This is a genomic window from Stenotrophomonas sp. 89682_Sma (genome assembly GCF_056481405.1).
In genome coordinates this window covers 3,524,478-3,544,524 of the sequence record NZ_CM151147.1, presented here as the reverse complement: position 1 = coordinate 3,544,524, position 20,047 = coordinate 3,524,478, and the positions used below count along the sequence as shown (strand labels likewise).

16 protein-coding genes, 1 pseudogene and 1 riboswitch are annotated in these 20,047 nt (G+C 66.7%); of the genes and pseudogenes, 10 read left to right on the top strand and 7 right to left on the bottom strand.

Features of this window, described 5'->3' with window-relative positions; genetic code table 11:
• The first annotated feature begins 61 nt into the window (after window positions 1-61).
• Together ACZK29_RS16490 and ACZK29_RS16485 are read left to right on the top strand one after the other, a co-directional pair.
• Complete coding sequence (locus tag ACZK29_RS16490; protein ID WP_142806544.1) at window positions 62-1,354, top strand: adenylosuccinate synthase; 1,293 nt, start codon at window positions 62-64, stop codon at window positions 1,352-1,354.
• Window positions 1,355-1,517: 163 nt separating this feature from the next.
• Entirely contained in the window at window positions 1,518-2,180 is a 663-nt protein-coding gene (locus ACZK29_RS16485; protein ID WP_478446255.1) for a hypothetical protein, read from the top strand.
• Here ACZK29_RS16485 and ACZK29_RS16480 read toward each other — a convergent pair.
• Both ACZK29_RS16480 and ACZK29_RS16475 read right to left on the bottom strand, forming a co-directional pair.
• Window positions 2,110-2,766, bottom strand: a complete 657-nt coding sequence (locus tag ACZK29_RS16480) for a M23 family metallopeptidase (RefSeq protein WP_111203328.1) — start codon at window positions 2,764-2,766, stop codon at window positions 2,110-2,112. The two genes, ACZK29_RS16485 and ACZK29_RS16480, sit on opposite strands and share 71 nt — an antisense overlap.
• Before the next feature lie 4 nt (window positions 2,767-2,770).
• Window positions 2,771-3,730 (bottom strand): L,D-transpeptidase family protein, encoded by a 960-nt coding sequence (locus ACZK29_RS16475; protein ID WP_478446254.1) that lies wholly within the window; start codon window positions 3,728-3,730, stop codon window positions 2,771-2,773.
• Window positions 3,731-3,965: 235 nt separating this feature from the next.
• Here ACZK29_RS16475 and ACZK29_RS16470 point away from each other — a divergent pair, with 235 nt between their 5' ends.
• Window positions 3,966-6,092: a methyl-accepting chemotaxis protein gene (locus tag ACZK29_RS16470; protein WP_478446253.1), complete on the top strand. Its 2,127-nt coding sequence runs from the start codon at window positions 3,966-3,968 to the stop codon at window positions 6,090-6,092.
• A gap of 89 nt (window positions 6,093-6,181) precedes the next feature.
• On the opposite strand, the gene ACZK29_RS16465 is transcribed toward ACZK29_RS16470, so the two are convergent.
• Window positions 6,182-6,472 carry a hypothetical protein gene (locus ACZK29_RS16465; protein ID WP_088026789.1) on the bottom strand — a complete coding sequence of 97 codons (291 nt, stop codon included), beginning with the start codon at window positions 6,470-6,472 and terminating at the stop codon, window positions 6,182-6,184.
• Between the two features lie 14 nt (window positions 6,473-6,486).
• Window positions 6,487-7,089, bottom strand: a complete 603-nt coding sequence (locus tag ACZK29_RS16460; RefSeq protein ID WP_478446252.1) for a hypothetical protein — start codon at window positions 7,087-7,089, stop codon at window positions 6,487-6,489.
• Window positions 7,090-7,175: 86 nt separating this feature from the next.
• On the opposite strand from ACZK29_RS16460, the gene ACZK29_RS16455 reads away from it, so the two are divergent.
• The gene (locus ACZK29_RS16455; protein WP_478446251.1) at window positions 7,176-7,916 is read left to right on the top strand and encodes an alpha/beta fold hydrolase; all 741 of its coding nucleotides are present in this window, start codon (window positions 7,176-7,178) and stop codon (window positions 7,914-7,916) included.
• 9 nt (window positions 7,917-7,925) lie between these two features.
• Here the strand turns inward: ACZK29_RS16455 and ACZK29_RS16450 are convergent.
• Window positions 7,926-8,340: pseudogene (locus ACZK29_RS16450) on the bottom strand (hypothetical protein).
• Window positions 8,341-8,447: 107 nt separating this feature from the next.
• On the opposite strand from ACZK29_RS16450, the gene ACZK29_RS16445 reads away from it, so the two are divergent.
• The 3 genes from ACZK29_RS16445 (at window position 8,448) to ACZK29_RS16435 (ending at window position 11,134) form a co-directional block, all read left to right on the top strand.
• Window positions 8,448-9,170: a helix-turn-helix transcriptional regulator gene (locus ACZK29_RS16445; protein WP_049429965.1), complete on the top strand. Its 723-nt coding sequence runs from the start codon at window positions 8,448-8,450 to the stop codon at window positions 9,168-9,170.
• 82 nt (window positions 9,171-9,252) lie between these two features.
• On the top strand, window positions 9,253-10,620 hold the full coding sequence (locus ACZK29_RS16440) for an amino acid permease (protein ID WP_005410628.1): 1,368 nt from the start codon (window positions 9,253-9,255) through the stop codon (window positions 10,618-10,620).
• A gap of 103 nt (window positions 10,621-10,723) precedes the next feature.
• Complete coding sequence (locus tag ACZK29_RS16435) at window positions 10,724-11,134, top strand: VOC family protein (protein WP_478446250.1); 411 nt, start codon at window positions 10,724-10,726, stop codon at window positions 11,132-11,134.
• Between the two features lie 92 nt (window positions 11,135-11,226).
• Here the strand turns inward: ACZK29_RS16435 and gcvP are convergent, their stop codons facing one another.
• Window positions 11,227-14,094, bottom strand: a complete 2,868-nt coding sequence (gcvP, locus tag ACZK29_RS16430; protein WP_049429962.1) for an aminomethyl-transferring glycine dehydrogenase — start codon at window positions 14,092-14,094, stop codon at window positions 11,227-11,229.
• Between the two features lie 62 nt (window positions 14,095-14,156).
• A riboswitch (glycine riboswitch) is annotated at window positions 14,157-14,259 on the bottom strand.
• A 300-nt stretch (window positions 14,260-14,559) separates the two neighbouring features.
• On the opposite strand from gcvP, the gene ACZK29_RS16425 reads away from it, so the two are divergent.
• From ACZK29_RS16425 to ACZK29_RS16415, 3 genes are all read left to right on the top strand, one after another.
• The gene (locus tag ACZK29_RS16425; protein ID WP_106550324.1) at window positions 14,560-15,786 is read left to right on the top strand and encodes a multidrug effflux MFS transporter; all 1,227 of its coding nucleotides are present in this window, start codon (window positions 14,560-14,562) and stop codon (window positions 15,784-15,786) included.
• Window positions 15,787-15,927: 141 nt separating this feature from the next.
• Entirely contained in the window at window positions 15,928-16,824 is an 897-nt protein-coding gene (locus ACZK29_RS16420) for a siderophore-interacting protein (RefSeq protein WP_478446249.1), read from the top strand.
• 69 nt (window positions 16,825-16,893) lie between these two features.
• Window positions 16,894-17,286, top strand: coding sequence for a hypothetical protein (locus tag ACZK29_RS16415; RefSeq protein ID WP_478446248.1), 393 nt, complete (start codon window positions 16,894-16,896; stop codon window positions 17,284-17,286).
• Between the two features lie 119 nt (window positions 17,287-17,405).
• Here ACZK29_RS16415 and ACZK29_RS16410 read toward each other — a convergent pair whose 3' ends face one another.
• Window positions 17,406-19,370, bottom strand: coding sequence for a M2 family metallopeptidase (locus tag ACZK29_RS16410; protein ID WP_478446247.1), 1,965 nt, complete (start codon window positions 19,368-19,370; stop codon window positions 17,406-17,408).
• Window positions 19,371-20,047: the final 677 nt, after the last annotated feature.

Here is a 20,047-nt window from a genome sequence, read left to right as displayed (position 1 = left end):
AGCCCCGCCACGGTTTACCCGTCCGCGGCCCCGATGGCCGCAACAAATCGAGGAGCCCGTCATGGGTCAGTCTGTCGTAGTGTTGGGTGCCCAGTGGGGCGATGAAGGCAAGGGCAAGATCGTCGATCTGCTCACTGAGGAAATCGGCGCCGTCGTGCGCTTCCAGGGCGGCCACAACGCCGGCCACACCCTGGTCATCAACGGCAAGAAGACCGTCCTGCACCTGATCCCGTCGGGCATCCTGCGTGACGATGCGCTGTGCCTGATCGGCAACGGCGTGGTGATCTCGCCGGCCGCACTGCAGAAGGAAATCGCCGAGCTGGAAGCCTCCGGCGTGGAAGTGCGTTCGCGCCTGAAGATCTCGCCGGCCGCGCCGCTGATCATGCCGTACCACATCGCCCTGGACCAGGCGCGCGAGCGCGCTGCCGGCGGCAAGGCGATCGGTACCACCGGCCGTGGCATCGGCCCGGCCTACGAAGACAAGGTGGCGCGCCGCGGCATCCGCATCGCCGACCTGCACTACCCGAAGCAGCTGGAAGAACTCCTGCGCACTGCGCTGGATTACCACAACTTCGTGTTGACCAAGTACCTGAACACCGATGCGGTCGATTTCCAGAAGACCTTCGACGAAGCGCTGGCCTTCGGCGAGTACGTGCAGCCGATGAAGTCCGACGTGGCCGGCATCCTGCACGACCTGCGCAAGCAGGGTAAGCGCGTGCTGTTCGAAGGCGCGCAGGGTGCGCTGCTGGACATCGACCACGGCACCTACCCGTACGTCACCAGCTCCAACACCACGGTCGGTGGCGCGCTGGCCGGTTCCGGCGTCGGCGCCGATTCGATCGACTACGTGCTGGGCATCGCCAAGGCCTACGCCACCCGCGTCGGCGGCGGCCCGTTCCCGACCGAACTGGACGACGAAGTCGGCCAGGGCATCCGTGACCGCGGCGCCGAGTACGGTGCTTCGACCGGTCGCCCGCGTCGCTGCGGCTGGATGGACATCGTCGCACTGAAGCGCGCCGTGGCCATCAACGGCATCAGCGGCCTGTGCATCACCAAGCTGGACGTGCTGGACGGCATGGAAAAGCTGAAGGTCTGCATCGCCTACGAATACAACGGCAAGCGCACCGAGTACGCGCCGCTGGACGCGCAGGGCTGGGAAGAGTGCACCCCGGTGTACCTGGAGTTCCCGGGCTGGAGCGAGAACACCCACGGCATCACCCACTGGGACGACCTGCCGCCGGCCGCACGTGCCTACCTGCGTTCGCTCGAAGAGCTGGCCGGTTGCCCGATCAGCATCGTCTCCACCGGCCCGGACCGCGACCACACCATGGTCCTGCAGGACCCCTTCGCCTGAGTGCGTGACCGGTAGCGCCGGGCCATGCCCGGCGAAGCGACCACCCGGTAGCGCCGGGCGCTGCCCGGCGTCGCTGCAAGAAGAAGCCCCGCGAAAGCGGGGCTTTTTCGTTACTGTGTCAGCAAGGCCGGCGAGGAAGCGAAGCGATGACCAGGATGTCAGCGTGAAAGGCGAGACCGTGGTTCGGATCACCCTATGGGTGTTGTGGAGCCTGTGGGGCATCGCCTGCGCGGTTCTGGCGCTCGGCGCCATCGCCTACCATCTGGCCTCGCGCACCCAGACCCTGCCGCTGCTGCTGAGCCCGGGAGCGACGGCCGAGGTGACGGTCTACCGCTTCATCGATGACCAACTGCGGCTGCGCCTGCGGTATGCCGCAGATGGTACTGAGGCTGACCCTGAAGTGCTGCTGCGTATCGATACTCCCACCGATCATGGGGACTTCCGCGCGGGAGAGCGTTCGGGCGTGGCCGGGCAGGGCATCAACCGCAGGCTGGCATCGGTTGATTCCAGTGGCCTCATGGCGTCCTACTTTGGTTATGGCCGCGGCGATGCATTGCCACGCGGACGCTCATGGCTGCGGGTAACCGTGCTGGAGGTGGACCCGGCGCTGGCCAATCGCGCGGCCACCGTCGAGCTGCAGCCGCCACTGGACCTGTTGAAGCTGACTGACCTGGATTATGTCTGGTTGTGGCCGTTCTTCTTCTGGAAAGTGGCGGCACTGTTCCTGCTGATTGCGGGGGGCGCGCTGGCTGTCTTTACTCTGGCGTTGCGGCGCTGGCAGCACCGGGCATCAGCACCGTCGACTTCAGCAGGGGATAGGGATTGATCGACTCACCCTTCCACCACTGCTTCTCCGGGCCCAGCACGTGCACCTCGAAATGCAGGTGCGGGGCCTCGGCGCTGGCATTGCCAGTGCTGCCCACGTAGCCGATCACCTCGCCGCGCTTGATCACCTGCTTTTCGGCCAGGCCATCGGCATAGCGCTGCAGGTGCGCGTAGTAGTAGCACCAGCGCCCGCTGGGCTCGAACTGGTAGATCGTCAGCCCTCCGCGCTCGCTGTCGAACAGCTTTTCCACCGTGCCGTCGGCCACCGCCAGCACCGGCGTCCCGGCATCGGCCATGATGTCGATCGCATCGTGTACGCGTCCTTCGCTGCGGGCATCGGTGAAGGTATCGCGCAACTGCGAGGGCAGTACGCCCTGCACCGGCAGCAGAAGGCCGTCCGGTGCTGCGTCGACGCTGACCGGCAGCGACGCGCGTGGTGTAGCCGCTTCCGCCGTCGGCGTTGCCAACACGGTGAGCGGCGTTGCAGGCGTGGACACTGCCGTAGTTTCAGCGGCATCGCGGCGCAGCCACCAGCCCATTCCCACACCCAGCAGCACGCCCAGCACGATCAGCTGCGAAAGACGCATCGGCTCACTCCTGCATCACCACGGGGACGGAGGTATCCACGGCATCGGCCACGCGCAGTGCATCCCAGTTGGTCATGCGTACGCAGCCATGCGATTCGGTCTTGCCTACATGGCCGGGTACCGGCGTTCCGTGCAGGCCATAGTGGGGTTTGGACAGGTCGATCCAGACCCGGCCGACCGGGTTGTTCGGACCGGGCGGCAGCGTGGCCTTCTTGTCGCCCTTGCGCGCATCCCAGAACAGCTTGGGGTTGTAATGGAACGGCGGGTCGCGATAGACGCCGAGAATCTTCCATTCGCCGATCGGCAACGGATCATGCTGGCTGCCGGACGACACTGGCACCTGCGCCATCACCTTGCCCTGCGCATCCAGCAACTGCAGGGTTGAAGCGGACTTGTCGACCACGATCTTCGCCGCCTTCGGCAACGCCACGGGCGCGATGTTGGGCACCTGGATGCGATTGCCGGCCTTTGCCAGATCGACGCCGGGGTTGAGCGCCTTCAGCAATGCTGGCGAAGTATGGAAACGCTCGCCCAGTGATTCCTCGACGCTGCTGTAGCCGAGCGCCTTCAGCTTTGCCTGCGCGGCGGGCGTCTTCGGAACGGCGACGAACGGCCCGGCCACATCCTCGGCGGTCAGCGTGTGGCTGGCCAGTGGCACGACCGTGTCGGCCTGCAGGGCCTTCCAGGTGCTGTCGTCCAGCTCTCCGCTCACTGCCAGGCCGTGGGCCGCCTGGAAGCCGGCCACGGCCCGGCGCTGATTGCTGCCGACTTCACCGTCGATCTCGCCCGGGGAGAAATTGGCGCGATCCAGAAGCACCTGGGCGTGCAGGGCGGAGCGTGGTGCGGTGTCCGGTCCAGACGTTTCGGCAATGGGGGCGGGCAGGTTGGCGGGCGCAGGGGGCTGCGCGAAGGCGGGGGACATCAGCAAGGACAGGGCGAGCAGGGCGGGGCGGTGTACGGGCATGGAGGCCTCCGGCAGATGGCAGCTCCACCCTGCCCGGAGAGGCTGCGCAGCCCCCGTGAAAGCAACTTGATGCCGGCATGAGCAGGGCAGCCCTGGCGTGGCCCGGGCCCTTGTCGCAGAAGCGCCGTGCGTGGCATCACCAAGGTGAACGGCTACCGACGCCCGTGCATGTTGCTGATCAAGAATGCCGGTGGCGCGGCCGATAGGGGCGCATCCCCCCGTTTTGGATGTACCGATGAACTACTTGAGGAATGTCAGGGTTGCCTGGCGTCTTGGGCTGGGCTTTGGCCTGCTGCTGTTGCTGGTTGCCGCCGTGGTGGCCACCGGCGCCACCGCCAGTGTCGTGCAGAAGCGCGCGATGCAGCAGGTGGTCGACGTCAGCGTGGCCAAGGTGCGCCTGTTGTCGCAGATGCTCGATGCCAACAACCAGATGATGGTGGTGCGCCGCGAAATGCTGATCCGCCAGGGCGAAGACCGCGGCAGCGACGAGAAGCGCATTGCCGACCTGGTCAAGCGCTATGAGGCCAGCTGGACCGCCTACCAGGCACTGCCGGGTGATGCGGAGGGCAAGGCCATCGCGGAAACCATCGCGGCCAAGCGCGCCATCGCGCGCCCGCTCAACAAGCAGACCAGCGAACTGATGGAGCAGGGCGACTACCCGGGCGCCGTGGCGCTGACCCTGGGCCCGGTGCAGGAAGCGGCCAATGGCTGGAACAAGGCCCTGTCCGACGGCGTGGACTTCGAAGAGAAGGAAAGCCGCGATGCAGCCGCCGAGGCGATCAGGCTGGGCGAGCGCAGCCTGCTGCAGCTGCTGGTGCTGGGCGGTGTGGCATTGCTGGTCGGCATCGGTGCCTCGGTGATGATCGGCCGCAGCCTGACCGGCCCGCTGGCCCGCGCGGTGAACCTGGCCGAACGGCTGTCCAAGGGCCAGCTGGACCAGGAGTTCCGTCTGGGTGGCCGTGATGAGCTGACCCAGCTTGGCGAGGCGATGGCCAGCGTGCGGCAGAGCGTGCAGGCGGCGATCGGTGCGCAGCTGCAGATGGCCGAACAGCACGAGGCCGGCGCGATCCGCTATCGCATGGATGCCAGCGCATTCCCCGGTGACTTCGGCCGCATGGTGCAGGCCACCAACAGCCTGGTCGAATCGCACGTACAGGTGGAACTGCTGATGGCCGAGGTGATGCAGCGCTACGCCATCGGTGACCTCAGTCGTGACCTGCCCGACTACCCGGGCGAGAAGGGCACGCTGACCCGCACCCTGGCGGCGGTGAAGCAGAGCCTGATGGCGATCAACGCGCAGATTGATGAACTGGCCCGCGCCGCGCGCGCCGGTGACTTCAGCATGCGTGGCGATGCTGCTGCGTTCCAGTACCAGTTCAAGGCGATGGTCGAGCACCTCAACGGCATGATGGCCAGTTCGCAGTCCAGCATCGCCGATGTCTCCGATGTGCTGCGCGCGATCTCGCACGGCGACCTGACCGCACGCATGGACGGCGAGTACGACGGTGTGTTCGCCCGCATGCGTGACGACGCCAACACCACCACCGCGCAGCTGACCGGCATCGTGCGGGGCATCCAGGTGGCCGCCGACAGCATCAACAACGCAGCGCAGGAACTGGCCGCTGGCAACAACGATCTGTCGCGCCGCACCGAGCAGCAGGCCGCCAACCTGGAAGAGGCCGCAGCATCGATGGAGGAGCTGACCTCCACCGTGCGCCAGAATGCCGAGCTGGCCCGTCAGGCCGACAGCGAAGCGCATGCCGCCGGTGCCGCGGTTCGCGAGACCGAGCAGGCAATGGCACAGATGGCATCGGTGATGGGCGAGATCGATCAGTCATCGGCACGCATCTCGGAGATCTCCACGGTGATCGACGGCATCGCGTTCCAGACCAACATCCTGGCGCTGAATGCTGCGGTGGAAGCGGCCCGTGCGGGCGAGCAGGGCCGTGGTTTCGCCGTGGTCGCCAGCGAAGTGCGCACGCTCGCGCAGCGTGCCGGTGTCGCCGCCAAGGAGATCAAGGAGCTGATCGAAGACGCCGCTGCCAAGGTGAAGAGTGGCCTGGCGGTGACTGTTGAATCCGAAGCCGCGATCGCACGCGTGGCCCAGGCCAGCTCGCGTACCACCCAGCTGATGAGCGACATCGCCGCGGCCAGCAAGGAACAGGCGGCCGGTATCGAGCAGGTCAACCAGGTGGTGGTGCAGATGGACCAGGTGACCCAGCAGAACGCCGCACTGGTGGAAGAAGCGACCGCGGCCAGCCGCGCGCTGGAACAACAGGCGCATGCACTGACCACGTCGGTGTCGGTGTTCCAGCTGGAGCAGGGCGCGCGCATGACCATCATGCCCGCGCGGGCGGCGTAAGCAACCTGCAACTGGATGTTGGATGACGCCCTGCATGCGATGCCCCGCATGCAGGGGATCGCATGCACGCAAACGATCGGTGCCGCCGGCTAGCGGCCGCGCGCGGAGCGTTCGATCAGCCAGCCGGCTGCATACAGCAACAGCAGTGTTGGCGGAACCAGCACTGCATACGCGGTCGACCAGGGTTTGCCGTACAGCAGGCTGCCTGCGCCGATGGCATCGAGTGCAGCAGACTGCAGGGTGATGGGGAGCGACATCAGGATATAGGCCCCCTTCGGGTCCGCATCCGACTGTGCGCCGTGAACCAGCCATGCGGTCAACAGCAGGTAGACCACGCAAAGCGCAAGACCGGTCCAGCTCAGTAATCGCCGCATCTTCATCCGCACGCCTCCGTTCAACGGACGTCGAAGCGAGCCTGCAGAGGCAGGCTCACATTCCGCAGCAGATCCTTGACCACCACCTGCGCAGTCCACGTGCCTTTCGGATCACTGGCCTCGGCCACGAACTTCAGGTGCAGGTTGGTCATGTACAACAGGGTTGGCGGGCCGGGCAGGGCAGCGGTGAAACAGGGAACTTCGCGTTCGTCGATGCTGGTACTGCCGTCCGGGCGCAGCATGCGCAGATCGCAGTGCACCTTGGGTACGCGGTTCTCGTCCAGTTGGGGGTTGGACAGGAATGTCAGCAGGAACAATTCACCGCCCAGGTGGACTTCTTTGGCCTCGGTAAAACCTGGAGTGATCTCTGGTGGGGTATCCCACTTGGCCTGCCAGTCGGCATCGGAGGTGACCAGCAGCGACGCCGCAAAGCCACCGCTGGATTTCATTGCATCGGTATCCGGCATCGCTTTGCCGTCCCCATTTATCCAACCATCGCTGGCGGAGCTGTTCAGTGGCAGCATCATGGCCATCATGGCCATCATGGCCAGCGCGTAGGTCCATCGCATCAACCGCTCTCCTTGGTAGCCGCATCCGGCGGCAGAGCGGGCAGTATTGCTCAACCTTGACCGGCAAAGCAGCAGGACAACAGGAGTAGAGTTTTCGTTGCCTGCCGATGTGGGCGATGCTTGCCAGCAATGGAGGTGACATGGGAATCGGGAGCGAGGAAAAGCCGGGCCGTGATTCAGCATCGCCCACGCCGCAGCACGTGCTGATGCTGCCCGGCCTGGATGGCTCCGGCAGGCTGTCGACCCCGTTTCTGTCAGCACTCCAGGCTCATGGGCTGACGACGCAGGCGATCACGTTGCCTGCGCAGGGAGGGCAGGATCACGCCACGCTAGCCCAACGGCTGTGGTCGCAGCTGCCCGGCCATCCCTTCATTCTGCTTGCCGAGTCCTTCTCGGGCCCGTTGGCGATTGAACTTGTCGCGCGACAGCCCGCCGGGCTACGCGGACTGGTGCTTGCCGCGACCTTTGCGCGTCGGCCGGTGCCATTGCCGGCAGCCAGCGCAGCCCTGCTGACGCCGGCCTGGCCCCTACCTCCCGTGGCGTTGCTGGCGCGCCTGCTGCTGGGGCGGTGGCGCACCCGTGAGCACACGTCGTTGCTGTGCGATGCGTTGGCTCAGATTCCGGCGACCACGTTGCGGCAACGCGCCGCAGCGACCCTGCGGGTCGACGTACGCGCATTGCTGCCGGGAATCGAAGTGCCAACGTTGTGTCTGCATGCCCTACAGGACCGCCTGCTGTGGTCGCCCAGCGTGGCCGAGCTGCAGGCGTTGCTGCCCAATGCCCGGCATGTGTCGTTGGAGGGACCACATCTGCTGCTGCAGGCACGTGCGGACGCAGCTGCTGCCGAAGTTGCCGCGTGGATGAGGATGCTGCCGCCCTGAACGATGCTCTCAGCCGCGCGCGCGGGTACGTGCCGCTTTCTTCGCCGCCACTTTGCGCACGGTCTTCTTCGCCGCACGGGTCTTCGCCGCCTTCTTCGCAGCAGCACTACGCGAGGCGAGTGCTGGCCTTCTTGGCCACCGTCTTCTTTGTTGCCTTCTTCGTGGCTGTCTTGCGGGCCGGTGCCTTCTTCGCCGTTGTCTTCTTCGCAGCAGCCTTGCGGGTGGCCTTTTTCGCCGATGCCTCCTTCGCCACCTTGCGCCCACTACCACTGCGCTTGCCACCACCGTCCTGCTTGTTCACGGTGGCCCAGGCGATGCGTTCGGCGGTGCTTTCGCTGGCGCCACGCTCGCGCTCGCTCTCTTCGATGTGCTCGGCCTGGCGCTTCTGCTTTTCGGTATAGGCGGACTTGTCACCGCGGGGCATGGCCGGTTCTCCAGTGGGGACTGGCCTCCACGGTGGCCCTGGCGGCGTTAAGCGCAAGTCCCGCAAGGGTGATCGCACCGGCAAGGGGCCTCGGCTATGCTTGCCGCATGCGAGTCGAGCCCGCCGACATCGAAGCCCTGTTCGACGCCATCCCGGATGTGCTGTTCTTCATCAAGGATCTTCAGGGGCGTTACACCCACGTCAACCAGACCATGCTGCGGCGGCTGGGCCTGCGCGCGCGCAAGGACGTGATCGGGCGCACCGCGGCCGAAATCTACCCGACCGGCCTCAGCGCGGACTACGTCGATCAGGACGCCCGCGTGCTGTCCGGTGAGGTCATCGAGAACCTGATGGAGCTGCACCTGTTCGCCAACCGCGAACCAGGCTGGTGCCTGACCTGCAAGCGCCCGCTGGTGGTCGATGGGGCCATCGAGGGGCTGATCGGCATTTCCCGCGACCTTGGCCAGAAGGACAGCCTGGGTACCCAGTACGAACAGCTGCGGCTGGCACTGGCCCACCTCAACGCGCACTACGCCGAGAACGTGCGCATGCAGACCCTGCTGGACATCACCGGCTTTTCGCTGTCCAAGCTGGAGCGCAGCTTCCGCAAGGTGTTCCAGATGACCCCGCAGCAGGTGCTGACCCGGCTGCGGATCCAGATGGCCATGCACCTGCTGCACGGTGACGAGAGCATCGCCAGCATCGGCCAGGCCTGTGGTTTCAGCGACCAGAGCGCCTTCACCCGCAAGTTCAAGGCTGAAACCGGTTTCTCGCCGCGCGCCTACCGTGCCCGTATCGGCGGCAACGTCGGCGAGCCCGCACTGGCCTGAGCGGCCTGCTGCGCTGTGCCTATCCCCGCGGGCATGGGACAGGGTAAGGTGTCGCCCCTGTAGCCCGCCGCCAGCCCCGCCGATGCCCAACTCGATTCCGACCGCTTCGCCGTCCCGCCTCGGACATTCGCTCAAGCCCCGCCAGCTGATCATGATGGGCCTGGGCAGCGCCATCGGCGCCGGCCTGTTCCTCGGCTCGGGCGTGGGCGTGCAGGCGGCCGGTCCGGCGGTGCTGGTGTCGTATCTGGTCGCTGGCGCGCTGGTGATCATCGTGATGAACGCACTGGGTGAAATGGCGGCGGCCAAACCAACCAGTGGCGCGTTCTCGGTCTATGCCGCCGATGCCATGGGCGCCACCGCCGGTGCCACCGTGGGCTGGCTGTGGTGGGTGCAGCTGGTGATCGTGATCGCTGCCGAAGCGGTGGGGGCGGCCGGTCTGCTGGCCACTGTCTGGCCGGCGGTACCTGTACCGATGGCGGCGCTGGCCTTCATGCTGTTCTTCACTGCGATCAACCTGCTCGGGGTGAAGAACTTCGGCGAGTTCGAATTCTGGTTCGCCATCCTCAAGGTCGCGGCGATCCTGGCCTTCATCGCCATCGGCGTGGCGCTGCTGATGGGCTGGCTGCCGCAGGTGACCTCGCCGGGCCTGAGCAACTTCACCGAACATGGCGGCTTCGCACCGAAGGGCCTGGCCGGCATCGGTGCTGCGCTGCTGGTGGTGGTGTTCGCCTTCGGTGGTACCGAGATCGTAGCCGTCGCTGCTGCCGAGACCGAAGACCCGGAACGCAGCATTGCCCGTGCCATCCGCACCGTGGCCTGGCGCATCCTGGTGTTCTACATCGGCTCGCTGAGCGTGATCATTGCCGTGGTGCCCTGGACCAGCGAGGCGCTGAAATCGCCGTTCGCTGCGGTGCTGGATATCGCCCGTATCCCGGGTGCGGGCACCGCCATCACGCTGATTGCGGTGATCGCGCTGCTGTCGGCGCTCAATGCCAATCTCTACGGCGCCTCGCGCATGATGTATTCGCTGGCGCAGCGTCGTGAAGCGCCGGCGGTGTTGGGCTGGACCGATCCGCGCCAGGTGCCGGTCATCGCCGTGCTGGCCAGCGTGCTGTTCGGTTTCGCGGCTACGGTGATGGAATTGCTGTTCCCGGACCGGGTGCTGCCGGTACTGCTGAACATCGTCGGTTCCACCTGCCTGCTGGTGTGGACGCTGTCGCTGGTTTCGCAACTGGTGCTGCGCCGCCGCGCGGATCGCCTGGGCACCCGCCTGCCGTTCCGCATGGCTGGTTTCCCGTGGCTGACCTGCTGCGCGCTGGCGATCCTGGCACTGATCTTCGGCCTGCTGCTGAGCGAGTCGCACACCCGCCTGCAGTTCCTGTCGATGGTGGCGCTGACCGCCACCATCGCCGCAGGCAGCGCCATCGCCCGGCGCATGCGCGAGGCCTGACTGAAGCTGCCGGCCAGCGGCCGGCACTACCACGGGGGCTGCACATCCGCCGTGCCATCCTGATCGTGTGGGCCGCCAGCGGCCCGTCGACCAGGAGTACCGCATGCTGCGCAGCCGTCCCTTCCTGATGTTCACCGGCCAGGCCGAGGCCGCGCTGGCCCTGTACGCCGAAGCCTTTGCCGATTTCCGCATGCTGGCCCTGCAGCGCCACCCGGAGGGCGCCGGTGCCGGCGTGCCTGGGCAGGTCCGCCAGGCCATCTTCCTGCTGGGTGGCACCCACTACCTGTGCTTTGACAGCCTCGATGTTCACGACTTCACCTTCAGCCCATCGATCTCGCTGTTCGTCGAGTGTTCCGGTGCCGAGCAGTTCGAGCGCGCCGCGCGCGTGCTGGGCGAGGGTGGGCACTGGTTGATGCCGGTGGGTGACTATGAATTCAGCAACCGCTATGGCTGGGTGCAGGACCGCTTCGGCGTGTCGTGGCAGTTGAGCCTGGGGCAGATGCCGGACCCGTGATCGGATGCTTGTGGGTGTGGACCTTGGTCCACACACCCTCATGAAAACGGCCCGCTTGCGCGGGCCGTTCTCTTTACCGATGCAGCGAGGAATCAAGCCTCGACTTCATCATCCTTGTAGGCATCGACCGGGATGCAGGCGCACATCACGTTCTTGTCGCCATACACGTTGTCGACGCGGGCCACCGGCGGCCAGTACTTGCTCTGCTTCAGGCTGGCCAGCGGGAAGGCGGCCAGTTCGCGCGGGTAGGCGTGGGTCCACTCGCTGGCGGTCACCGCGGTCGCGGTGTGCGGCGCGTTCTTCAGCGGGTTGTCCTCGCGGTCCAGGCGGCCGTCTTCGATCGCGGTGATTTCCTCGCGGATCTGGATCATCGCGTTGATGAAGCGGTCCAGCTCGTGCAGCGACTCGCTCTCGGTCGGTTCGACCATCAGCGTGCCAGCCACCGGGAAGCTCAGGGTCGGGGCATGGAAGCCGAAGTCGATCAGGCGCTTGGCCACGTCCTCGGCGCCGATGCCGCTGGTCTTCTCCAGCGGGCGCACGTCCAGGATGCACTCATGCGCCACCAGGCCGTTGCGGCCGGTGTACAGGGTCTTGAAGTGCGGGGCCAGGCGCTTGGCGATGTAGTTGGCGTTGAGCTGCGCGACCTGTGTGGCCTTGCGCAGGCCTTCACGGCCCATCATCGCGATGTACATCCAGCTGATCGGCAGGATCGAGGCACTGCCGAAGCTGGCGGCGCTGACCATGCCGACCGGACCGTTGTCACCCAGCTTGCCCGGCAGGAACGGGGCCAGGTGCTCCTTGACCGCGCACGGGCCGACGCCCGGGCCACCACCGCCGTGCGGGATGCAGAAGGTCTTGTGCAGGTTCAGGTGTGAAACGTCCGAACCCCACTTGCCCGGCTTGGCCACGCCCACCAGGGCGTTCATGTTGGCGCCGTCGGTGTACACCTGGCCGCCGTGCTTGTGGATGATCTCGCAGATCTCGACCACCTCTTCCTCGAACACGCCGTGCGTGGACGGGTAGGTCATCATGATCGCGGCCAGGCGGTCGCTGTACTTCTCGGCGTTGAGGCGGATGTCCTCGACGTCAACGTTGCCGTTGGCGTCGGTCTTGGTCACCACGACCTTCATGCCGCACATCTGCGCCGAAGCCGGGTTGGTGCCATGTGCCGAATCCGGGATCAGGCAGATGTCGCGGTGGCCCTCGCCGCGCGAGCGGTGGTAGGCGCGGATCGCCAGCAGGCCGGCGTACTCACCCTGCGCGCCGGAATTCGGTTGCAGGCTGACTGCGTCGTAGCCGGTGCATTCGACCAGCATCGCTTCCAGCGTGTCGATCAGTTCCTTGTAGCCCAGCGCCTGGTCGGCCGGCACCAGCGGGTGGATCTGCGAGAACTCCGGCCAGGTCACCGGAATCATCTCGGCGGTGGCGTTGAGCTTCATGGTGCACGAACCCAGCGGGATCATCGTGCGATCCATCGCCAGGTCCTTGTCGGCCAGCGAACGCAGGTAGCGCAGCAGCTCGTGCTCGCTGTGGTGGGTGTTGAACACCGGGTGGGTCAGGAACGCGGACTGGCGCAGCAGGCCGGCCGGCAGCGCGTCGGCGGTGCTGGCATCCAGCGCGTCGACGTCCAGCGAGGCACCGAACACGGCCGCCACGGCAACGATGTCGGCGCGGGTGGTGGTTTCGTCCAGGCTGATGCCGACCGAGTCGCTGTCGATCGCGCGCAGGTTGTAGCCGGCGGCGCGGGCCTTGGCATGGATCTCATCGGCATGCACGCCGGTGACATGCAGGGTGTCGAAGAAATCGCCACCGACCTGCACGCCGGCATTGCGCAGCGCTGCGGCCAGGATCGAGGCCAGGCGATGGGTGCGGCGGGCAATGCGGGTCAGGCCTTCCGGGCCGTGGTAAACGGCGTACATCGAGGCCATCACCGCCAGCAGCACCTGCGCGGTACAGATGTTGGAAGTCGCCTTCTCGCGGCGGATGTGCTGCTCGCGGGTCTGCAGGGTCAGGCGGTAGGCCGGGTTGCCCTGGGCATCGACCGAAACACCGATCAGGCGGCCCGGCATCGAGCGCTTGTAGGCGTCACGGCAGGCCATGAAGGCGGCGTGCGGGCCACCGAAGCCGAACGGCACGCCGAAACGCTGGCTGTTGCCGACCACGATGTCCGCGCCCCATTCGCCCGGGGCGGCCAGCAGGGTCAGGGCCAGCAGGTCGGTGGCCACGGCCACCAGGCCGCCGCGTGCGTGCACGGCATCGACCAGCGCCTTGTAGTCGCCCACCTGGCCGAAGGTATCCGGATACTGCAGCAGCAGGCCGAAGGCTTCCGCTTCCAGCGCTTCGGCCGGGGTGCCGACGCGCAGCACGATGCCCATGGGCTCGGCGCGGGTACGCAGCAGTTCCAGCGTCTGCGGATGCACGGCGTCGTGCACGAAGAAGGTGTCCGACTTGGACTTGGCCGAACGCTTGGCCAGGGTCATCGCTTCAGCAGCGGCGGTGGCTTCGTCCAGCAGCGAGGCGTTGGCGATTTCCATGCCGGTCAGGTCGGCGCACAGGGTCTGGAAGTTGATCAGCGCTTCCATGCGGCCCTGCGAGATTTCCGCCTGGTACGGGGTGTAGGCGGTATACCAGGCAGGGTTTTCCAGGATGTTGCGCAGGATCACGTTCGGCGTGTGGGTGCCGTAGTAGCCCTGGCCGATGAAGCTGCGCAGCACGGTGTTCTTGTCGGCGATCGCACGGATCTTCGCCAGTGCCTGCACTTCGGTCATCGACTCCGGCAGCGCCAGCGGCGCCGGCGACTTGATCTTGGCCGGCACGATGGCATCGGTCATCGCATCCAGCGACGCGTGGCCGACGACGTCGAGCATCTGCGCGATCTCGGCGTCGTTGGGGCCGATGTGGCGCTCGACGAACGCGTTGTGGTGCTCGAGCTCACGCAGGGAAGGGGTGTTCTGGGACATGGCGAAGGATCCGTCAGGAAAGGGCACACGCACGGGCACAAGCCGCCGGCTGGCGGTCTGCGGGGCGCCCCTCTGTCCTTTTGCCTGAGAGTTTGGAAGCGCGGAAAACCGCAACTTCGTGCCCCTTCGGCGCCGGATCGAACCGGTCTCTCCAGAGTTGTGTTACGGGTGGTATCGGGCCTGAGCGATTACGGGCGTTGCGCCTTCGGCAGCGGTGTTCCGCTTCTCCCACCGTGTTGCCCGCCGATTATAGCCCGTTGCGGGCCCGCCGGCCGCCTCCGGGCATGGCCGCCGCGCCTGAATGGCCGATGGCCCGGCCGTGCGTTTTGTGCAGTGCTGCATGGCATCAAGCGCAATCCCCACCTATGATGGGCGGATACCCGAATTCATCTGGCGCCGTCCCCGTTGCTGCGGGACCGGCGCCCGCCGTGCGTGCCCCGCATGGCCCTGCCGGACGCTTCCTCCATGACCGCCGCTGTTGCCCCCTCCACCCGCCGCATGGCCCTGCTGCTTGCCGGCCTGGCCATGTTCGGCCCGTTCTCGATCGACACCATCTTCCCGGCATTCCCGCAGCTGGCCCAGCGCCTGGCGGTGGACGAGGTGGCGGTGCAGCAGACCATCAGCGTGTACCTGCTGTTCTACGGCCTGATGAGCCTGGCACACGGCCCGCTGTCCGACGCCTGGGGCCGCAAGCGGGTGATCCTCGGTGGCCTGGTGGTGTTCGTCGGCGCCTCGGTCGGTTGTGCGCTGTCCACCGACCTGACCACGCTGCTGGCGTTCCGCGCGCTGCAGGGCCTGTCGGCGGGTGTCGGCATGATCGTCGGCCGCGCGGTGATCCGCGACCTGTACCACGGCCACGATGCCCAGCGGCTGATGAGCCAGGTGTCGATGCTGTTCGGCATCGCCCCGGCCATCGCACCGATCATCGGTGGCTGGATCCTGCTCAGTGGCGCAGGTTGGCCGCTGATCTTCTGGTTCCTGGTGGTGTTCGGGCTGGTGCTGTTGGCGGCCACCGCGCGCTTCCTGCCGGAAACCCATCCGGTCGAGGCGCGGGTGCCGCTGTCGCCGCGCGTGCTGCTGCGTGACTACGTGCGCATCGGCTTCAACCCGCGCTTCCTGCGCCTGGCGCTGGCCGGCAGCATCGGTTTCGGCGGCATCTTCCTGTACATCTCCTCGGCGCCGGTGTTCGTGATGCAGCACCTGCACCTGGGCGAGGGCGGTTTCGCCTGGTTGTTCATTCCCACCATCGGCGGCATGACCACCGGCTCGTTCCTGTCCGGGCGCATGGCCGGGCACACCACGCCCACCCGCCAGGTCGCCATCGGTTTCAGCCTGTGCGCGCTGTCGGCGCTGCTGAATGTCGGCTACGTGGCGCTGTCGCCGCAGTTCGTGCTGCCGTGGGCAGTGCTGCCGATCTTCCTGGGCGGCATGGGCATGTCGCTGATCTTCCCGATCCTGGCCCTGGCGGTGCTGGACATGTACCCGCACCAGCGTGGCCTGGCGTCGTCGCTGCAGGCCTTCGTGCAGCTGATGATCAGCACGGTGGTGGCCGGCGTGGTGTCGCCGCTGCTCAGTGCCAGCCCGCTGCACCTGGCGCTGGGCCAGGCCGCGTTCTTCGCTGCCGGCTTCGTGTTCTGGTACTGGGAACACCAGCGTGAACGCGCGGCGCAGGCAGCCTGCACGGGCCATTGAGCAGCGCGCAGGGGTAGGGCAGGCCGCGATGCCCGCAACGCTTGCGGCGAGGAACGACCGGACTAGGCTGGGCACTCCAGCCAGCCGGTGCGTGGATGCACGACAGCCAGCCGATCCGATGTCGTTACGTGAGGTTCCCCCATGGCTGCGCAGCAGACCTACCGCCTGTTCGAGGTGGCGCTGAAGGAGCGCCGCGTTCTTTCCCCTTCCCTGGACCGCATGGTGTTCACCGGTGCCGACGTGGCGCGGATGAAGACCGAAGGCCCGGATCAGCGCATCAAGGTGTTCTTCCCCCTGCCCGGCCAGGACGTGCCGCAGGTGCCCAGCGGCGAGGATTGGTATCCGCGCTACCGGGCGCTGCCGGACGATCAGCGCCCGCCGATGCGCACCTACACCATCCGCCAGCTGCGTCCCGAGCAGGGCGAGGTCGACGTTGATTTCGTGCTGCATGGCGAGACGGGACCGGCCTCGCGCTGGGCCATCCACGCGCGGCCGGGCGACCGCGTAGTGCTGCTGGCCCCCGATGCCGACTGTGCCGACAGCAGCGAAGGCTGGGAATGGAAACCGCCGGCGGGTGTCGGCCAGGTGCTGCTGGTGGCGGATGAAACCGCGCTGCCGGCAGTGGCTGGCATCCTCGAGGAACTGGCCGCGCTGGCCGATCCGCCACGCACGCTGGCGCTGCTGGAAGTGGCGCAGGCCGGCGACGCGGTGCCGCTGAAGGCGCCGTCCACGGCCGAGCTGGTCTGGTTGCCGCGTGGTCAGGCGGCCCACGGCCAGCCGCTGCTGCAGGCGGTCCAGACGCGGCTGGCAGCGGTCTCGGCGGTGTCTGTCGGTGACGAACTGGAGGAGATCGATGTCGACGCGCAGATCCTCTGGGAGCAGGCCGATGCCAGCGTCGCCGGGCCGCTGTATGCCTGGGTGGCAGGCGAGGCGGGGGCGGTGATGGCGATCCGTCGCCACCTGGTCCGTGATTGCGGGCTGGACCGCCGCGCGATCACCTTCATGGGCTACTGGCGGCACGGCAAAGTGCTGGACTGAGGGGCGTGAAGCGGTGCTGCGGGCGGGGTGCGCTATCCTTGCGCCCCCCTATCGCAGCGGTACCGCACCATGTCCACCAGCTCCAAGACCCGCCGCGACCAGCGCCGTCGCCAGGAAAAGCAGGCCGCCAACAAGGCCGCTGCCCAGGCTTCGCCGGTGGAGCCGCATGCGGAACTGCGCGATGCACAGCGCACCCTGCTGGCCGGTGTCGTGCGCCGCGACGGCGAATGGGTGCTGGGCATGGATGGCCGAATTGCCGGCCACAGCGAGAGCGCTGCGCAGGTGCTGGCGCTGATCATGCAGGCCGGTGAGCTGCACGAACGCAATGGCACGCCGGTGCGCCTGGTGTACTCCGACGCACTGCGCGATGCCGCACAGGCCGAAGCCAGGGAGAAGGGCCAGACCTTCGACGAATTCAAGGCCGAGCTGGCCGCGGCGATGGCGGCGAAGAAGAACAGCTGATCGCTGTTGCGGTAGAGCCGGCCGCTGGCCGGCTACCAGACGGATTTCCACCGTGCAGTTGCCGGCCAGCGGCCGGCACTACCGGAAAGGGGCGGAACCTTGCGGACCCGCCCCTTCTTTCATTTCGCCGCCGGGGCCGCGTTGGCCTGCCAGCCGCACATCTGGCCTTCGTTCTGCTGCTTCAGCCACTCGTTGACCGGCGTGAAGTACTCGATCATCGGGCCGGCATCGAGCTTGTCGGTACCGGTCAGCTCCTTCAACGTGGCCTGCCACGGCTGGCTGGCACCCTTGCTCAGCATTGCCCAGTACTTCTGGCCGGCTTCCTTGTTGCCGTAGAAGGTGCACTCATGCAGCGGGCCCTTGTAGCCCGACGCGTCGCACAGGCCCTTGTAGAACTGGAACTGCAGGATGCGCGCCAGGAAGTAGCGGGTGTAGGGGGTGTTGCCCGGCACGTGGTACTTCGCGCCCGGGTCGAAGAACTCCTCGCCACGGGTGCTGGCCGGGGCCACACCCTGGTACTTGGCCTTCAGGTCCCACCACGCCTTGTTGTAGTTGTCGGCGGTGATGGAACCGTCGAACACACCCCAGCGCCAACGGTCGATCATCAGGCCGAACGGCAGGAACGACACACCGGACAGTGCCATGCGCATCTGGTTGTTGATGACCGCCTCGCGGCTCTCGGTCGGCGCGTCGACCAGGCCGATCGAGCTGAGGTACTTGGGCGTCATCGCCAGTACGATGGTGTCGCCGATCGCTTCGTGGAAGCCATCGTTGGCACCTCCCTGGAACAGCGGCGGCAGCGGGTTGTAGGCCAGGTCGTAATAGATGTGGCCCAGCTCGTGGTAGATGGTGGTGAAGTTTTCTTCGTTCGGCTTGATGCACATCTTGGTGCGCACGTCGCCTTCCATGTTCATGTCCCAGGCGCTGGCGTGGCAGACCACGTCGCGGTCATCGGGCTTGATGAACTGGGTCTTCTCCCAGTACGACTGCGGCAGCGACGGCATGCCCAGCGACACGTAGAAGTCCTGCGCGCGCTCGGTCATCTGCTTGGCGGTACGCAGTTCGGCCTCGCGCTGCGCCTTGTACTGCGCGGCCACGTTGGCATCCTTGCCAGCCTTGGCCAGCGCGGCGCTCAGGTTGGTCTGGTACTGCTTTTCCAGCGCCGCGGTGATGTCCAGGCTGCCTGCGCCCGGATACGGTTCCAGCTGGTCCCACAGGTTCGACCAGTCCTGCTGCCACATGTTGCCCAGCAGGTGCGCGGCGATCAGACCGTTGCCCACTTCCGCCTTGTCCTTGCCGTAGGTCTTGTCCAGCTTGCCGCGTGCGTAGCAGTGCAGCTGCTCGTACATCGGCTTGACCTGTTCCCACAGGCGGTCGGTTTCCGGACCGATCTGCTCCGGCGGCATGTCGTAGCCGCTGCGCCACATCTGGCCGGCATCGGTGAAGCCCATGCCCTTGGCGCCTTCGTTCACCAAACCGACGAACTTCTGGTAGTCGCCACGCATGCTCTTGGTGGTGCTGTGCCAGCCCTGCCAGGCATCGAGCTGCTTGTCGTAGTCGCGGCTGCGTGCCAGCACCTGCTCCAGCTCGCCGAGCTGGCGGCAGGAGTTCGGATCATTGGCATCGGTGCAGTACTTGCCGGCACCGTAGCTGCCTTCCATGCGGGTGGCGATCTGGGTCAGTTCGGCCAGCTTGGCCGGATCGCGCGGCGCCGGCATCGAGGACATCAGCTTCAGCAGATGGATCGCGCGCTTGCTGTCCTCGCTCATCGGCTTGCCATCGAACTTGGCGGCCTGCTCGATCCAGCTGTTGAGCTGGGTCAGCGAGCGCTCATTGGCCTTGGCCGCGATGCGTTCGGAATCACTGTTGATGTAGGTGGAGGACAGCCACTGCGCCGAGGTCATCTCCGGGTAGGCGGCCTTGAATTCGGCATTGATGCGGGCCACGAACTGGTCGGCGGTTTCGCCGGCCGGAGCGCTGCTGCTGGCGGTATCGGTGCCTGGGGTGGGTTCCTTCTTGCAGGCGACCAGGGCCAGCGTGGCGGCGGCGACAGCCGAAACCAGCAGGAGATGACGGTGCTTCACGGGCGATCCTTGGGTGGTGAACGACGGCCGAAGGCTAGTGGGCAGTGGCTGCCACCGCAAGTGGCGGAAGTCGGCCGGGCGGCGCCCGGCACCCGCAGAGGCGTTCAATCAAGGGCAAAGGCCGAAGCAACAGCGGACTATCCGTGGTTTGGCGGGGCGGTGTCGGAGTGCGGGGACGCCGCAAGTACGTCCTTGTAGGCTTGGCAGCCGCTTGCTCGTGTGCGCTTTCCTGCGCACACGGCAAGACCGGGGTTGGGCGTCCTGTCCAACCCGCCCGAGGCATGCCTCGGGCCCATGCGGCTGACACCCCGCACTCCGACACCGCCCCACCTCTGACAGATCGCGGCGGCTGTTGGTGGGTGTCGACCTTGGTCGACACATCTGTCAGGTATCGAATGAATCATCCACGCATGGCGTGGCTCTACTGTGTCGACCAAGGTCGACACCCACCAGAGCAGAACGCCATTCCGACAGATCGCGGAAAACTGTCGAAGGCGGGGTGGGTCCGGTGGCGGGAGTGTCCGCGGCATGGATGCCGCGGCCAAGCCCCCATGGACGGGTTTACGGCGTCTCCCGCCACCGGACCCACCCCGCCAACCGTCAGGAAACCCGCTTCTGCTGTTGCTTCAGCCGTTGCGGTTGACGTTGCCTCTGCGGGTGCAGGGCTGCAAGCCCTG

Coding starts and splice junctions, on each gene's coding strand:
- ACZK29_RS16490 (WP_142806544.1), top strand. CDS start 62: ATGGGTCAGTCTGTCGTAGTGTTGGGTGCCCAGTGGGGCGATGAAGGC.
- ACZK29_RS16480 (WP_111203328.1), bottom strand. CDS start 2,766: ATGCGTCTTTCGCAGCTGATCGTGCTGGGCGTGCTGCTGGGTGTGGGA.
- ACZK29_RS16475 (WP_478446254.1), bottom strand. CDS start 3,730: ATGCCCGTACACCGCCCCGCCCTGCTCGCCCTGTCCTTGCTGATGTCC.
- ACZK29_RS16470 (WP_478446253.1), top strand. CDS start 3,966: ATGAACTACTTGAGGAATGTCAGGGTTGCCTGGCGTCTTGGGCTGGGC.
- ACZK29_RS16465 (WP_088026789.1), bottom strand. CDS start 6,472: ATGAAGATGCGGCGATTACTGAGCTGGACCGGTCTTGCGCTTTGCGTG.
- ACZK29_RS16455 (WP_478446251.1), top strand. CDS start 7,176: ATGGGAATCGGGAGCGAGGAAAAGCCGGGCCGTGATTCAGCATCGCCC.
- ACZK29_RS16445 (WP_049429965.1), top strand. CDS start 8,448: ATGCGAGTCGAGCCCGCCGACATCGAAGCCCTGTTCGACGCCATCCCG.
- ACZK29_RS16440 (WP_005410628.1), top strand. CDS start 9,253: ATGCCCAACTCGATTCCGACCGCTTCGCCGTCCCGCCTCGGACATTCG.
- ACZK29_RS16435 (WP_478446250.1), top strand. CDS start 10,724: ATGCTGCGCAGCCGTCCCTTCCTGATGTTCACCGGCCAGGCCGAGGCC.
- gcvP (WP_049429962.1), bottom strand. CDS start 14,094: ATGTCCCAGAACACCCCTTCCCTGCGTGAGCTCGAGCACCACAACGCG.
- ACZK29_RS16425 (WP_106550324.1), top strand. CDS start 14,560: ATGACCGCCGCTGTTGCCCCCTCCACCCGCCGCATGGCCCTGCTGCTT.
- ACZK29_RS16420 (WP_478446249.1), top strand. CDS start 15,928: ATGGCTGCGCAGCAGACCTACCGCCTGTTCGAGGTGGCGCTGAAGGAG.
- ACZK29_RS16415 (WP_478446248.1), top strand. CDS start 16,894: ATGTCCACCAGCTCCAAGACCCGCCGCGACCAGCGCCGTCGCCAGGAA.